Source organism: Lewinella sp. IMCC34191 (assembly GCF_003390935.1).
GTDB lineage: Bacteria > Bacteroidota > Bacteroidia > Chitinophagales > Saprospiraceae > Neolewinella.
Genome location: NZ_QNQZ01000005.1, coordinates 258580 through 274126, shown reverse-complemented (window position 1 = coordinate 274126; position 15547 = coordinate 258580). Strand labels below are relative to the sequence as shown.

Genomic DNA, 15547 nt, shown 5'->3' with positions numbered 1-15547 from the left:
AGCGTATGCGGGAAACCGATTTTATCGAGCATAACAAGGAGAAGTGGGAGCGCTACGAAGCCTCCCTGGAGCAGTCCGACCAGGATCCGGAACTGCTCAACCAACTTTATGTGCATACGACCGATGATCTGTCCATATCCCGGACATTTTATCCCAACCGATCGGTACGTGTCTACCTGAACGGACTGGCCCAGCGGACCTTTCTGCAGATATACCGCGGGCGGCGGGGCGAGGTTAGTAAGTTCTTTACTTTTTGGAGTCAGGAGCTGCCGTGGGTGGTGTACCGTCGCCGTCGCCCCCTGTTCATCTCGCTGTTGATCTTTATGCTATCGATGGCCATCGGCGTGCTCAGTTACCGTATCGATGCCACCTTTGCCGAGACAATCCTCGGCACGGATTATGTATCGATGACGGAAGCTAACATCGCCGGCGGTGATCCGATGGCCGTGTATAAGTCGCCGGATGCCTTCGGGATGACGCTCTACATCACCCTGCACAACATCCTGATTGCTCTTCTCACCTTTATCGCGGGAGCATTCTTCTGTGTGGGGAGCGTGGTCCTGCTAATTCGTAATGGAGTGATGTTGGGGGTATTCCAGTACTTCTTTTTCGACCGCGGAGAGTTTTCCGAACTTGCCCTTCCGCCGGGGCTCGACTGGGCAGCGCGGGGGCTGAGTTGGCTGTTCACGGCCGGCGGCAATGGCTTCGAGAAGATATTCGCCAGCCTGGTGTACCTAAGCAGCGACGAGGGTGTCTTCCGCGAAAGCCTGCTGACGATCTGGATTCACGGGGCGTTAGAAATCAGCAGCATCGTCATTGCCGGCGGAGCGGGACTGACACTGGGGAGTGGCTTGCTCTTTCCGGGTACGCTTACCAGGTTACAGGCCTTCGTTCGTTCGGCCCGTGACGGGCTCAAGATCATGCTGGGCACCGTTCCCCTTTTCATCATTGCCGGGACACTGGAAGGCTACGTGACCCGGCAAACGGAATTGCCGGAAGTACTGCGCTTCCTCTTTATCCTGCTGTGCTTCGCCTTTATCGGTTGGTATTACGTGGTCTATCCCCGCGTGATAGCACGTAGCGGTCCGCCCGAGCGGACCACCGGGCGCCGGATAACGACCACCTTCGGAGGAACCTACCCGGTGCGACAGATACGTACGCTCGGAGAGCAGCTGTCTACCGCCTTCGGTGTACTCGGTAAGGGGTTAGGCAGGCTACTGCTGATCGGAGCTTCGATCGCAGTCGGCTTCTGTGCGCTGTCCTTCTCCTTTGGTCCCGCCGCCGCCGGGCGGTACCGCTTCGTCAGTTACTTTTTCGGCGACGTGGAAAACTTCTACCGCTTACTAACGTCGTTCGGAGAATCAAGGGAAATAAGCTACACCTTGCTGGTGGCGGGAGGTTTTTACGCCTTATTCCGCCTTTCGTTCAGCGTAGTTCAGCGGTATACCGATCTGGAGCGTCCGCCGTTCGAGGCCTCCAGGGAGTTGCATTTGCTGATGATTTGCGGTCTTCTGGCCCTTTGCTTTGCGTTCAACGGGACGGTAGTGGCTTTGCTGGTATTTCTGACACTGCCCTGCTTGTTGTTATGGGCGGTAGGAAGTTACCTATTTGCCATACCCTTTAAGACGGTGTTCCGGCTCGCCTATACAAACCTTGGTAGCAGCTACGGGATCTTGCTCTTACTCCTGCTCATCTACTTGCCCGTCACTTATCTGATCGATACGGTGATCGGTGAATTTTTCTTCCAGTTTCTGGATTGGGTGATTTATACCGATGGGGGGAATATTGATGCCTACAACGTCATCCTGCAGGCTTTCTGTTATTACTACCTGCTGGCCATGCTGTTCTGTAGCTGTATTGTCGCCTATACCCTTGCCCTGGGCTCACTCTGGGAAATCGACACGGCAAGCGACCTGCGCCGCCGCATCGCCCGCCTGGGGAAGGACCGGCGGATCAAGGGTCTGGTGCGCGAATAGGCAGACTTTTCGCAGTGTATCTGCCATAATACAGTCTGCCAGGATCATTTGCCATCGGAAATAAGAATATTTTATCGACTTTTGTGCCCCCTTTCTACCGAAAGGCAGCAAAGGGACTCGATCATCAACGTAATCAACGACATGCAGCACTCTTTACTCCGGCTGCGACACCTCCTGCTTTTGGCAGCTTTGCTTGGTGTCCGCCTTGTTTTCGCCCAAACGACCGTTTCGGGAATTGTAACAGACCAAGAAAGCGGAGAACCGCTCATCGGAGCCAGTATTCTGGCGGTCGGTACATCCACCGGCACCATCACCGATTTTGACGGGAATTATTCGCTCGACGTACCGGCGGAGGTGACCCAGCTGCAATTCAGCTATACGGGCTACCCTAATACGGTAGAAGACATCAACGGCCGCAGCGAGATCAACGTGGCCCTTACCGCCGGGGAACTCCTTCAGGAGGTAGTGGTCGTAGGGTACGGCGCGGTGAGAAAGGAAGACCTAACGGGGGCAGTGGCCACCATCGAGGAAGAATCCTTTAACCGCGGGGCAATCGTGAGCCCGCAAAACTTGATCAGTGGCAAGGTTGCCGGGGTTAACATCAGTTCAAACAGCGGTAATCCAGGCGAGGCCCCTACCGTTCGTATTCGCGGCGGCACCTCGATCAATGCGAGCAACGATCCGCTCTACGTAGTTGACGGTGTCCCCCTCGATGCCAACGGGGTAGCCGGCGGTCGCAGCCCGCTCAACTTTCTCAACCCCGATGATATCGCGTCGATGAACGTGCTGAAGGATGCCTCCGCCGCGGCCATTTACGGATCCCGCGGGGCCAACGGGGTCATCCTGATCACGACGAAGAAGGGACAGTCCGGCGCGCCGCGCATCAGCTACCGCGCCGAAGGGACGATCTCCGAAATGATCGACCGGACGCAGAATCTGGACGCGGCTACCTTCCGCGACGTGGTGACCTACGCCGCCCCCTCCCGCCTGGAGAGCCTGGGAACGGCCAATACCGACTGGTTCAACGAACTCACCCAGACCGGCTACGGCACCCAGCACAACCTGAGCATCAGCGGTGGCGGGGAAACGAACACCTACCGCGTATCGGCCGGCTACCAGCAACTGGAGGGCGTGATCCGCGGGGCGGAAACCGAGCGCATCAGTGTCAACCTGAATTTCTCGCAGAAGCTGTTCGACGACAAGCTCACCGTTTCCGCCAGCCTGAAGGGTGCCAACGAGAATAACGTGTACGACCCCGGGGTCATCAACGCCTCGCTGGACCTGGACCCCACCCAACCCGTTTACGACCCCGCCAATACGGCCTACGGCGGCTACTTTGAGTACGGGATCGCCCTGGCCCCCCGCAACCCGGTCAGTGCCACGGAGCAGATTCTCAACGAAGGCACCACCTACCGAGGCCTCGGTAACCTGGACCTGGAGTACAGTTTCGACGACCTGATCCCCGGCCTGAAGTATAAAGCAGTATTGGGCTTCGACGCGAACAGCGGCAAGACCAACCGCTTCGTGCCGACCACCTACGCGACCAACGCCATCGACGGCTACGACGGGGAGATCAACATCACCAGCAACCTCCGGACGAGCAAGCTTTTCGATACCTACTTCACCTACGAAAAGGAATTCGGCAGCCAGCGCGCGAGCCTGCAGGTAGGGTACTCCTACCAAAATTTCAATTTTGAAGGCCCCTCCCTCCGCGGCCGTGACCTGACCACCGACGCCTTCGGCACCGCCAATCCCGGCGTAGCGCAGGATATCGTCGCCTTCAATAGCGTGGTGGAAAACCGCCTAATCTCCTTCTTCGGCCGCCTCAATTACAACTTTGACGAGCGCTACCTCATTACGGCCTCGCTACGGCGCGACGGATCGAGCCGCTTCGGCCCGAGCAACCGCTGGGGTATGTTCCCCTCCGCTGCCTTCGCCTGGCGGATTCTACAGGAGGACTTCGCTTCCGGTCTGGACAACACCTTCTCGGACCTCAAACTGCGTATCGGCTACGGCGTGACCGGCAACCAGGACTTCGGTGACTACCTCTACCTTCCGGTATATCAGTACAGCGACCAGATGACGCAGTACCAGTTCGGCAACGGATTCGTACCTACCATTCGCCCCAACGCCTATGATGCCGACCTGAAGTGGGAAGAAACCTCCAGCCTGAACATCGGCCTGGACTTCGGCATCCTGAATAACCGTTTCAGCGGTACCCTGGAGTACTACCAGAAAAATACCGATGACCTGCTGTTCACGGTCAACGTACCGGCGGGTACCAACCTGTCCGACCGGGTACTGACCAACATTGGCGCCCTGGATAACCGCGGTGTTGAACTTACCCTCAACGGGGTAGTCTACGACCGGGAGCGCTTCGGTCTAGACGTGACCGGGAACGTCAGTTTCCAGCACACGGAAATTTCGCGACTGGACGGCTTCGGTAGCGCCGATATCCAGACGGGCGGCATTGCCGGCGGCGTGGGCAACAACATCCAGCTGCTGAGTGTCGGTGAAACTCCCAATAGCTTCTACGTCTACAAGCAGAAGTACGGGGAGGATGGCCGCCCCCTCCGCGACGGAGTCGACTACAACGAAGACGGCGTGGCCAACAGCCTCGATATCTATCAGGACCAGAACGGCGACGGAATCATCAACGAGCAGGACCTCGTGATCAATCAGGCCCCGGCTCCGGACGTCCTGCTCGGCCTGACTGCCAATGCCCGCTACGGACGCCTCAACGCCAGCTTCACGCTGCGGGGAACGCTGGGCAATTACGTGTATAACAACGCAGCATCCAACGCCGGCCACCTGTCGCGCATCGCCGGACCAGGCTACGTCAGCAACGTGCACGCCAGTGCGGTCTATACCCGCTTCAACAATGCGCAGTACTTCAGTGACTACTACGTGGAGGACGGCAGCTTCCTGCGGTTAGACAACGTGTCCCTCAGCTACGACTTCGGTAACATCATCGGTGAGGCCCTGAACCTCAACGTGTACGCGACGGCACAGAACCTGTTTATCCTGACCGAATACAGTGGAACCGACCCCGAAAGCGGCGGTATCGACAATAATCCCTTCCCCCGGGCCCGTATCTATACCCTGGGCGCCCGCCTCGGCCTCTAACCAATCTCAAATACCCGTTTCGCTACGAAACGACAACCATATATCATGCAAACCAAAGCGATATTGCTGCTATTACTCGGGCTGAGCTTCACCGCCTGCACCGATCTGGACCTCCTTCCCCAGGACAAGGCCGACCCTAACGCGGTACTCAGCCAGGAAGAGAATTACGAGATTTTCCTCGCCAAACTGTACGCCGGGCTGGCCGTTAGCGGCCAGCAGGGCCCCGCTGGAGCCAGCGACATTCAGAGCCTGGACGAGGGCTTCGGTCAGTACCTCCGAGCCCTATACTATATGCAAGAACTACCGACCGATGAGGTCGTGATCGGGTGGGGCGACGCCGGCCTGCCCGAGTTGGTACAGCAGACCTGGTCGAGCGACAACCAGTTCATTCGGGCGATGTACTACCGGATCTTCTACCAGGTGAGTATCGCCAACGAGTTTCTACGGGAAACCACTCCCGAGCAGCTAGACGCCCGCGGTATCCGCGAAGGATTCCGGCCGACGGTCGAGCAGTTTCGTGCCGAAGCCCGCTTCCTGCGCGCCCTGAGCTACTGGCACGGGATCGATATGTTCGGTGATGTAATTTTCTACACCGAGGAGAACGATCTTGGCGGCAGTGCGCCGGAAGAAGGTACGCGGGCCGAAATTTTCGCTTTTATAGAATCCGAACTCGAAGCCATCGAAAGCCAACTGCCGGAAATTGGTTCCGCCGAATACGGCCGTGCCGACCGCGGTGCCCTCTACATGCTACAGGCCAAACTTTACCAGAACGCGGAGGTGTATACCGGTCAGGATCGCAACGGAGACGCCATCGCCGCCCTGGAACGGGTGATCGACAGCGACGCCTACGTGCTGGAAGAAGACTATACCGACCTCTTCAAAGCCGACAACGACCGGTCGGAGGAAATTATCTTTCCCGTTGCCTTCGACGGCGACTTCACGCAGAGCTACGGGGGGACCACCTTCCTCGTCCACGCCGGTATCGGCGGGGATATGAACGCTGAAGACTACGGTGTCAATTCCGCCTGGGGCGGTATGCGCGCCACCCCGTCCTTCGTCGCCCTCTTCCCCGACGTGACGGGTGACACAGACGAGCGCGCCATCTTCTATACCGAGGGCCAGAACCGGGAAGTCAACAATCTCGGGGAGTTCCGCGACGGCTACGCCATGCCAAAGTATACCAACATCACCAGCACCGGCGTGGCGGGTAAGGACCCCGTCTTTCCGGACACGGACTTCCCCATGTTTCGTCTCGGCGATGCCTACCTTATGTACGCCGAAAGCGTGGTACGTGGCGGCGGCGGTAGTATGAGCCGGGCCGTCGAACTGGTGAATGAACTCCGCCAGCGCGCCTATGACGGCGACGCCGGTAACATCACCGAGGGTGATCTTACCCTGGACTTCCTGCTGGACGAGCGCGCCCGCGAGCTTTACTGGGAGATGCACCGCCGCACGGACCTGGTCCGTTTCGGAGAATTCACCACCTCCGGCGTATGGGCCTTCAAGGGCGGCGTTCCGGCCGGTCAAACGACCGAGGCCTACCTCAACATTTTTCCGATCCCCGGCAGCGAGATCCTTTCCAATCCTAACCTGAGCCAGAACACAGGCTACTAACCCCAAGATCATGCAACTCTCTAAGCAACTCTTATCCTGGCTGCCGCTCCTGCTTTTGCTGACGCTGGTAGTCTCCTGTGACCGTGACGAGATCGATCTCGCCGCGAATACCGACTTTCCTCCCGCCATTCTGTCGTCCTCCCCTTCGCCCGACGGTCGGGTGGTGGCCGGCGACTTTGATATCCGTGTCGTTTTCGCTGACGGCAGCATCTCTCCCCTGCAATCCGGCACCGTCACGCTGATGGACTCGGCGATGACCGAAATCGCCAGCGCCAGTGAGAACCTCGAGGGACTTCAGGATTCCATCGTGATCCAGGGGTTGAGCTTCGACGCCGAGAACCTTGCGCTGGGTATCTATAATATGTCCGTCAGTGTCACCGATACGAAGGGCCAGACCACCGAAAGCACCTTCTCCTTTGAGATCAGCAACCTGCCTTACCCCGCAAACTACGACGCCATCTACCTGGCCGGGGCCTTCAACGGCTGGACGCCCAGCAACAATCAGCTCACCCTAATAGGACCTAACCTCTGGGAAATTCAGGAAGTCGATCTGCAGGGAGAAGCCTGGAAACTGGTAGACGGCCCGGAATTCGGTGGGGAAGATTTTGGTGATCCCGAATGTGACGGATTCATGAATTCTAACCAGGCCGCAGGCGGAAACGGAGATACGAACTGTGGTGCTTCCGGCCCCGTCAATATCCGCTTCAACGACGAAACGCTCAGCTACAGCGTTACGCCAACCGTTAGTTTCGCTTCCCAGACCATGGGGCTGTACCTGCTCGGTACCTTCAATAACTTTACGGGCAGTGATTATCAGTTTACGCTGATCGAGGATAATACCTGGGAGCTCGGTGAGGTCCTGCTGGAACCCGGTGCGCAATTCAAGATGGCGGAAATGCCGGATTTTGTCGGCATCAACTACGGTGACGATAATAATGACGGCGTAGCGCAGGTAGGAGGAAGTAACATCGTGTATGCCGACTCCCTTGAGAAAGCATACTACAGCATCACCTTCAACGATCTTTCGCTGGCCTACGAGCTGGAATTTCTCCGCCTCGGAGCTCCCGAGAGCGTAGGCATCCTCGGTGACGCCCTTCCCGACGGTTTTATTAGCGATGTCGATATGGTCGACGAAGGAAATGGTGTCTATACCATCAATATTGAACTCACCGACGGCGTGGTCAAGTTCCGCGCGAATGATAACTGGGACCTTAACTGGGGCGGCACCGAATTCCCCAGCGGGACGGCCGTTGTGGGGGGCAGTGATATTCCCGTCGTAGCAGGCACCTACAATGTCACGCTGGACATCAATAATCTGACGTACTCTTTCGTAGAAGACGCCGGTATTACTAGTGTAGGGCTGGTAGGTTCTGCTAGCCCCGGGGGCTGGGACGACGATATCCAGCTTGTCGACCAGGGTGACGGTACCTGGTCCGCCATCATCGGACTCGGTGAAGGGGTGGTGAAGTTCCGTGCCAACGGAAACTGGGACGTCAACTGGGGCGGTGCTGACTTCCCCAACGGTACGGGCACTCAGAACGGATCGGACATTACTGTCAGCCCGGGCATTTACATCGTTACGCTCACACCGGCTTCCGGTGCCTACAGTTTCGAAGCGGCCAGTATCGGATTGATCGGATCGGCTACTTCCACGGCCTGGACCAGCGACACCGACATGACCCCCACCGGCGTAGTGGGAGAAGTAAGTCTGACCACCACGCTGACCGCCGGAGATGATGCGGCGGTAAAGTTCCGGGTCAATGACGACTGGGCCTACAACTGGGGGGGCACCGAATTCCCCAGGGGTACGGCGGTCTTCAACACGCCGGATAACATCCCCGTCACGACCAGCGGTGAGTACACGGTCACCTTCAACGTGAATACCCTCGAATACAGCTTCGACTAAGATCGTGGGCTTAATCGACTACATCGACGGGCGCGTACTCTGCGGAGGCGCGCCCGTTTTGCGTGTGTGGGGCTTTGTCGTCATGAGTGTGGTAGGATTCGTTAACTCGGCGCCCGGACAGCAACCCTTCCGGGATGCTACCGCCGGTTCCGGTATCGACGCGCGGGGTAGGGGGCGGGGAGCAGCAGTGTGTGACGTCAACGCGGACGGCCATCCCGACCTGTACCTGTGCATGCTCGACGGCCCGAACCGGCTGTACGTAAATGATGGCGCCGGCCACTTCGAGGAGATGCAGGCCGAGGGGCTGGCCGGGAACGATAGGAGTATGGTCAGTCTGTGGGCCGATTTCGATAATGACGGAGATGAAGACGTACTCATCGGCAACCAGGATGAGCCGACGCGGCTATACGAAAGGGAGGGAGACGGCTTCCTAGACGAAACTCCGACCTCCGGCATCAATCTGGTAGCTAAAGTGCAGGCCGGATCGGTGCTCGACTTTGACGGCGACGGCAAGCTGGATATCTATCTCACCTGTCTGAACGAGCCCAATCGCCTGTACCGAAATCTCGGGGGGCTGGTCTTCTCCGAAGTGGCCGCGGAGGCCGGGGTAGCCGTGACGGGATTGAACATGCAATCGCTGGCCACCGACTACGATAGGGATGGCGACCCCGATCTATACGTCGTACGGGACGGATCACAACCCAACGTACTGCTGCGTAACGACGGCGGTCGGTTCACCGATGTAAGTATGGCGAGTGGGGCCGACGTCGTGGGGGAGGGAATGGGCGTTGACGCCGCGGACTACGACCGGGACGGGGATCTTGATCTGTACGTCACCAATCTGTACGATAATTACCTGCTTGAAAATCTGGGCAATGGCACCTTCCGGGAGCGCGGTTTCGACGCCCGCGTCAACGACTTGGGGATGGGGTGGGGGACGGTCTGGCTCGATTATGATCTGGACGGTCTGCCCGACCTCTACGTTGCGAATGAAACCGGATTCAGCGTAGGTAACCGGAGGTACAACAATGTATTGTACCACAATGATGGTGGACGCTTCGCTACGGTCCGTCCGGATACGGCCGCGTTCCACAGCTCGCACAGCAGCTACGGAGCAGTGACGGCCGACTTCAACGGCGATGGTCGCCCGGATCTGTACGTGGCGAATAGCGGGCAATCCGGCCAGTTGTTCCTCAATACAGCCGACGATCGCAACCACTGGGTAGGATTTGACCTATACGCCGGCGACCGCTACGCCATCGGTGCCTCGGTTGATGTGTGGATCGACGGGCGACGAAGGTCGGGAGAAGTCCGGGCGGGGGGCAGCTTCGCCAGCCAACACGAGCGGACGTTGCGCTTTGGCCTAGGCACGTCCGATAGGGTAGACAGCTTAATTATACACTGGCCCGGTGGTGATATCGAACGATATCAGGATATGGCAGCTGACAGGAGGTACATGATTTCGCCCGGCTCCTTTCGGACTACGGCGGTCCTGGATAATGCTATAAGCCTTAACGTGTATCCCAATCCCGTCAGGGACGGTGAGCTTCACTTCGGTCAGGTACTGCACCATTTGCGACTCTACGATCCACGGGGCGTATGCGTTTTCCGGCTTTCCGAACCGATTGATCGAGTCGTGTTGCCCGATGGTCTCGCGGATGGCATATATTACGTCTCGGGCTACGTAGCCGGGAAAAGGGTACTCGCTCGGGTACGGGTTTCCTCCCATTGATCTGCCTTATACCTGCGCTCCGCCGCAAAAACTACTACATGGCTTATTTCGTATCCTCTCTGCTGTTCTTGCTTCCCGCTTTGCTGCTCGGACAGTGCCTGCAGGGGGTTGACCTCTCGTATGTCAATGCCGTGGAGGCCGGCGGGGGCGTCTATCGCGATACGGAGGGTAACCGGGTGGACCCCTTTGCCTACTTTGCCGAGCGGGGCGCGGAGATGGTCCGGCTACGGCTCTGGCATACCCCCGAAAACAACGAGAGTGCCTGCGGCGCACCAATAACCAGTGGCGGACTGGCGGACATGCTGCGAGCGGCCCGGCGAGCCGATAGCGCGGGTATGAAAATTAACCTGGCGGTCCACTACGGCGACTACTTCGTCGACCCCGGCAAGCAACGCCGGCCCGCCGCCTGGGACGGACTCGACCAGGCCATTTTGCTCGACAGCATCTACGGCTACACTTACCGCGTGCTGGATAGTATGTACGCCCAGGGGACTCCGCCGGCTATCCTCGCGGTTGGTAATGAAACGGATAACGGATTCGTGGATGCGTCGGTGCCTACGAACGGATTTGAATGGGCCGTTGACGGGCCGAAATTCCAGGCGGGAATCGACGCGGTGGCCGCCTTCAATGAAGCGAGGGGAACGACGATCCGATCCGCCATACACATGACGGAGCGCTACGTCCGGTACGGAGCGGAGGCCCTACGGGACGCGGGTGTTACCGGTTTCGACATTTTTGGGGTTTCGTACTATCCCTTTTTCAACCCGGAGACGACCGTGGAAGCCATCGGGGTGCTGGTGAAGCATCTTGTGGAGAGCTACGGCAAGGAGGTAATGATCTTCGAAACCGGTTTCAGCTGGAACAATACGGCCGGGGCCGATGATTATAACAACTTCCTGGGCGGTAACGGGAACGTCGTGGATTATCCCGCCACGCCGCAGGGGCAGCTGGATTTCCTGGTCGATCTTACGCAAACGGTATGCGAGAATGGCGGTATGGGCGTCTTTTACTGGGAGCCGGCCTGGGTCACCAGTACCCTATGCGATGCCTGGGGCCAGGGCTCATCGTACGAAAATGCCACCTTCTTCGACTTTCAGCGGGAGAATCGGGCCCTGCCGGCCTTTGAATTTCTTAGTTACGAAACCGTCGCTACCCATGCGCCGCTCGGGGCGGATGCCATTCGCGTCTATGCCAATCCGACCAGCGACGACCGCATCTACATTGAGAGTAACGAGCCGATCGCCAGCTACCAATTGCTTACGGTAAATGGCCGGCTGGTCATGGAGAATTCGGATAAGGAAGGCCGTCTGCACCTGGAGGTGCCGGTGGATGGCCTGCCGGACGGCATCTATTTTTTGAGGATGCAACTGCGGGATGGCCGGACCGTGAATCGACGGGTATCGATTAAATAGCGGCGCCTTCCCCCCGCTCGAATTCCACCACTTCGATGTCCTCGGCCGTCTCCTCGAACCAGATGAGGGGGGCGGGATTTTTGTCTCCCGTGCTGGTATCGCACTTGAAGAACAGGTAGTAGAGCTGCCAGTAGGGGCCGACCCGTTCCCGCAAAATTTCCATGCGGCGTTCGGACTCGCGGTATTCGCCGTAGAGGTGGGCGAGGCGCCAGCAGTAGTAGGCTTCGTCGTGGAGCTCGACCACGTTCAGGAGCAGGGGGTCATCCAGGAAATTGGCCAGAAAATGACGGGCGTAGACGGAGTGATGCTTGGACCAGTCGCGGGGATTGCCGCGGTGCTCGATGTGTTTGAAGGTATCGTGGACCCAGCAGATCGTGCGCAGTTTGCGGCGCGTTTCCGCGTCGACGGGCAGGGCATCAATATTTTCGTTAACCTCCAGGATGTGGCGCCAGATTGTCCCTTCCGGGTGCCCGTAGCGCGGCAGCCCCCAGGCAAGGCCGCGCCGAAATTCCTCCTCCTGCAGAAAGCGGGCTTCCAGTTCGGTTTCGGGTTGTAAAAGGTCACTAAGTTCTTGGGCGGTCAAAGCGGCAGGCTAGGGGGCGGGGTGTTTGGTTTCGACCACGAAAATAGCTTAATGCGCGTAAAGTCGGGGAAGCGTTAACCAAAATATAGGTATCTCCTGTTCACAAAGCGGGCCACTCCCTTAAGTGTTTGCGCTCTGACCGACGTCGCATGAAGATTCGATCCCATTTCCTTTCCGCACTTGCGGGTGGCCTGATTGCCGCCCTGTTCGTGCTGTGGATGGTGGGGCCAAGTGGGGAGTCGGCGTTAGCCAAAACCGTGTCTAATCGCACGCCGGCACTGTACTGGTCGCAGCCGGTAGATAGCGAAAAGCCGCTGCCCGACGTACCGGCGGATGCCATCGATTTCCGGCAGGCCGCCCGGCGTACCACCGCCGCCGTCGTACACGTGGACGCGCGGGTAGACGGGCGGGACCGCGCCACGGTAAAGGCGCTCTTTGACCGCGAAGAGAACAGCGGTAGCCTGGGCGGGCAGGGATCCGGGGTAATCTACCGGGCGGACGGCTATATCGTCACCAATTACCACGTCGTGGAGGCGGCGGACAACATCACCGTCACGACCGCCGACCGGCACCGCTACCCGGCGGAAATCGTGGGCGCGGAACCAAAAACCGACCTCGCCGTACTGAAGATAGAGGCCGATGATCTGCCTTATCTGAAAGCCGCCGACTCCGACGAGGCGGAGCCGGGGCAGTGGGTACTGGCCGTCGGGAGTCCGCTCGGACTGACCAGCACCGTCACCGCAGGCATCATCAGCGCGAAGGGGCGGAACCTGAGCTTGCTGCGCGACCCGGACGCTATCGAAAGCTTTATCCAGACGGACGCCGCCGTTAATCCGGGCAACAGCGGAGGGCCGCTGGTCGATGCCGAAGGGCGACTGCTGGGTATCAATACTGCCATTGCTTCCCGAACCGGGCTCTTCCAGGGGTACAGTTTCGCCATTCCGAGCAACCTGGTGCGGCGGATTGTAGATGACATCATCGAGTACGGTAGCTTCCGGCGTGCCCTGATGGGCGTGGAGATTTCCTCGCTCACGGGTGCCGATATCGAGCGGCTGGCGCTGGGCAACCGCAGCGAGGGTGTCGTCGTAGATGCTATCTTTCCCGGGGGAGCCGCGGAAGTAGGAGGCCTCCTGGTCGATGACCTGATCATAGCCGTAGACGGCCGGAACATCCGCGACCTGCCGGAGCTGACGGAAATCATCGGGCGCGCCCGGCCGGGCGATCGGCTCGTGATTGAGGTCATCCGGAATAATAAATCACAGGAACTCGCCATTGATCTCGTGGCCGCTGAGAAGTAGCCGCCACCGAAACCATTAATTACATGAGGCTTAGAAGTGAGAATTTGGTCAAAAAGTACGGCAGCCGTACGGTCGTCAAGGGCGTCAGCATCCACGTAGACCGCGGCGACATCGTCGGCCTGCTTGGCCCGAACGGTGCCGGTAAGACCACCACCTTCTACATGACGGTCGGCTTCATCAAGCCCAACGAGGGCCGCGTCTATCTCAACGACGACGACATCACCAACCTGCCCATGTACAAGCGGGCACAGCGCGGCATCGGTTACCTCCCGCAGGAGCCCTCGGTCTTCCGAAAATTAACCGTGGAAGACAACATCATGGCCGTACTCGAAATGACCGACCTGAAAAAGGCGGAGCGGGCGGAGAAGCTGGAGAGTCTATTAGATGAGTTTAGCCTCCATAAAGTCCGCAAGAGCAACGGCGATACCCTAAGCGGCGGCGAGCGGCGGCGTACCGAGATCGCCCGCGCCCTGGCCACCGACCCCAACTTCATCCTGCTCGACGAGCCCTTCGCCGGCATCGACCCCATCGCGGTAGAAGACATTCAGTACATCGTCGCCAAACTGAAGACCAAAAACATCGGCATCCTTATCACCGACCACAACGTCCAGGAAACCCTCAGCATTACCGATCGCGCCTACCTCATGTTCGAAGGCAACATCCTCAAGGCCGGCACCGCCGAGGAGCTCGCCGCGGACGAGATGGTGCGGAAGGTTTATTTGGGGAAGAATTTCGTTTTGCGGCGGAAGGTTATGGATGTGTAGCTCCCTGCGGTCGCGTTAGAGTTCGCTGGCGCTCACGTAGAGCTCACTTCGTTCTCGGTAGAGTTCGCTGGCGCTCATGGTAGAGACTCCCTGCGGTCGTATTAGAGTTCGCTGGCGCTCACGTAGAGCTCACTTCGTTCGCGTTAGAGTTCGCTGGCGCTCACGGTAGAGACTCCCTGCGGTCGCGGTGATTGCGTCGCTTTGGTTGCCGGTTAGTGCTTGCTGCGTGTTTGTGGGAAGCTTGTTCTACCGCGAACGGAGTGAGCTCTACCGTGGCGAAGCCACTCTACCGACCGCGAGCGAAGCAAGCGGTCCTCTACCGACGAAATCCTCTACCTATGGCGAAGCAATTCGAGCTACCCCAACATCCCCCCGTCCGCTACGAAGGTGCCCCCCGTAACGTAGCTGGCGGCGTCGCTGGCGAGCCAGACGGCGAGGCCGGCGATCTCATCGGGCGAGGCCATGCGGTTGAGCGGGATCATATTGGTGAATTGCTTGGCCAGTTGGTCGTTTTCCCAGAGGGCGCGGCTGAGCTTGGTCTTGACGAGGCCGGGGCAGATGACGTTGACGCGCACGTTGTCGGAAGCCCACTCGCGGGCCTGGCTCTTGCCGAGCATGATGATGCCGGCCTTACTGATGTTGTAGGCGGCGAAGTTCGGGTTGGCGTGGAGGCCTTCGATGGAGCTGATGTGGATGACGCTACCCGTACCGGACTTCCGGAGGTGGGGCAGGGCCAGGTTGCTCAGCTCGAGGGCGGCGGTCAGGTTGATGTCCAGGGTTTTCTGGTAGGCATCGGGGGGGAGGCCCTCTACCGGTCCGAAGTAGGGGTTGGTGGCGGCGTTGTTAATGAGGATGTCGAGGCGGCCGTAGGTGGCGACGGTCTGCTCGATCAGGCGGCGGCGGTCGTCGGGGTCGCCTACGTGGCAGGCGATGGCGGTGGCGTCGAGGCCGTCGGCCCGGTAGGCGGCTGCTACCGCATCGATGCTTTCCTGGTTGCGGGAACTGATGACCACGCGGGCACCAAATTCAGCTAGCCCGCGGGCCATGGCTTCCCCGATGCCCTTGGAAGAGCCGGTGACGACGGCCACCCGGCCGGTAAGCTCGAAACGGGAGCGTATACGCGTGTCGGCCACGGA

Annotated in this window: 10 protein-coding genes; 8 read left to right on the top strand and 2 right to left on the bottom strand. The window is 59.0% G+C overall.

Going from position 1 to position 15547, the window contains the following annotated elements:
• Positions 1-5: 5 nt before the first annotated feature.
• The 6 genes from DRW39_RS11985 (at position 6) to DRW39_RS11960 (ending at position 11766) form a co-directional block, all read left to right on the top strand.
• Positions 6-1976, top strand: coding sequence for a stage II sporulation protein M (locus DRW39_RS11985; RefSeq protein ID WP_198664864.1), 1971 nt, complete (start codon positions 6-8; stop codon positions 1974-1976).
• 141 nt (positions 1977-2117) lie between these two features.
• Entirely contained in the window at positions 2118-5102 is a 2985-nt protein-coding gene (locus DRW39_RS11980) for a SusC/RagA family TonB-linked outer membrane protein (protein ID WP_157976072.1), read from the top strand.
• A gap of 45 nt (positions 5103-5147) precedes the next feature.
• The gene (locus tag DRW39_RS11975; RefSeq protein ID WP_116107277.1) at positions 5148-6716 is read left to right on the top strand and encodes a RagB/SusD family nutrient uptake outer membrane protein; all 1569 of its coding nucleotides are present in this window, start codon (positions 5148-5150) and stop codon (positions 6714-6716) included.
• A gap of 10 nt (positions 6717-6726) precedes the next feature.
• Positions 6727-8622, top strand: coding sequence for a SusF/SusE family outer membrane protein (locus DRW39_RS11970; RefSeq protein WP_116107276.1), 1896 nt, complete (start codon positions 6727-6729; stop codon positions 8620-8622).
• 4 nt (positions 8623-8626) lie between these two features.
• Positions 8627-10354 carry a CRTAC1 family protein gene (locus DRW39_RS11965; RefSeq protein ID WP_116107275.1) on the top strand — a complete coding sequence of 576 codons (1728 nt, stop codon included), beginning with the start codon at positions 8627-8629 and terminating at the stop codon, positions 10352-10354.
• 38 nt (positions 10355-10392) lie between these two features.
• The gene (locus DRW39_RS11960) at positions 10393-11766 is read left to right on the top strand and encodes a glycosyl hydrolase 53 family protein (protein WP_116107274.1); all 1374 of its coding nucleotides are present in this window, start codon (positions 10393-10395) and stop codon (positions 11764-11766) included.
• Here DRW39_RS11960 and DRW39_RS11955 read toward each other — a convergent pair.
• Entirely contained in the window at positions 11759-12349 is a 591-nt protein-coding gene (locus DRW39_RS11955; protein ID WP_116107273.1) for a hypothetical protein, read from the bottom strand. The two genes, DRW39_RS11960 and DRW39_RS11955, sit on opposite strands and share 8 nt — an antisense overlap.
• Before the next feature lie 149 nt (positions 12350-12498).
• Here DRW39_RS11955 and DRW39_RS11950 point away from each other — a divergent pair, with 149 nt between their 5' ends.
• Positions 12499-13647 carry a S1C family serine protease gene (locus DRW39_RS11950; protein WP_116107272.1) on the top strand — a complete coding sequence of 383 codons (1149 nt, stop codon included), beginning with the start codon at positions 12499-12501 and terminating at the stop codon, positions 13645-13647.
• A gap of 23 nt (positions 13648-13670) precedes the next feature.
• Entirely contained in the window at positions 13671-14411 is a 741-nt protein-coding gene (lptB, locus tag DRW39_RS11945) for an LPS export ABC transporter ATP-binding protein (protein ID WP_116107271.1), read from the top strand.
• Between the two features lie 356 nt (positions 14412-14767).
• Here lptB and DRW39_RS11940 read toward each other — a convergent pair whose 3' ends face one another.
• On the bottom strand, positions 14768-15544 hold the full coding sequence (locus DRW39_RS11940) for an SDR family NAD(P)-dependent oxidoreductase (RefSeq protein WP_116107270.1): 777 nt from the start codon (positions 15542-15544) through the stop codon (positions 14768-14770).
• Positions 15545-15547 lie beyond the last annotated feature (3 nt).

Bases quoted from the DNA above. Each gene is read 5' to 3' on its own strand.
- DRW39_RS11980 (WP_157976072.1), top strand. From the start codon at position 2,118: ATGCAGCACTCTTTACTCCGGCTGCGACACCTCCTGCTTTTGGCAGCT.
- DRW39_RS11985 (WP_198664864.1), top strand. From the start codon at position 6: ATGCGGGAAACCGATTTTATCGAGCATAACAAGGAGAAGTGGGAGCGC.
- DRW39_RS11960 (WP_116107274.1), top strand. From the start codon at position 10,393: ATGGCTTATTTCGTATCCTCTCTGCTGTTCTTGCTTCCCGCTTTGCTG.
- DRW39_RS11950 (WP_116107272.1), top strand. From the start codon at position 12,499: ATGAAGATTCGATCCCATTTCCTTTCCGCACTTGCGGGTGGCCTGATT.
- DRW39_RS11975 (WP_116107277.1), top strand. From the start codon at position 5,148: ATGCAAACCAAAGCGATATTGCTGCTATTACTCGGGCTGAGCTTCACC.
- DRW39_RS11970 (WP_116107276.1), top strand. From the start codon at position 6,727: ATGCAACTCTCTAAGCAACTCTTATCCTGGCTGCCGCTCCTGCTTTTG.
- lptB (WP_116107271.1), top strand. From the start codon at position 13,671: ATGAGGCTTAGAAGTGAGAATTTGGTCAAAAAGTACGGCAGCCGTACG.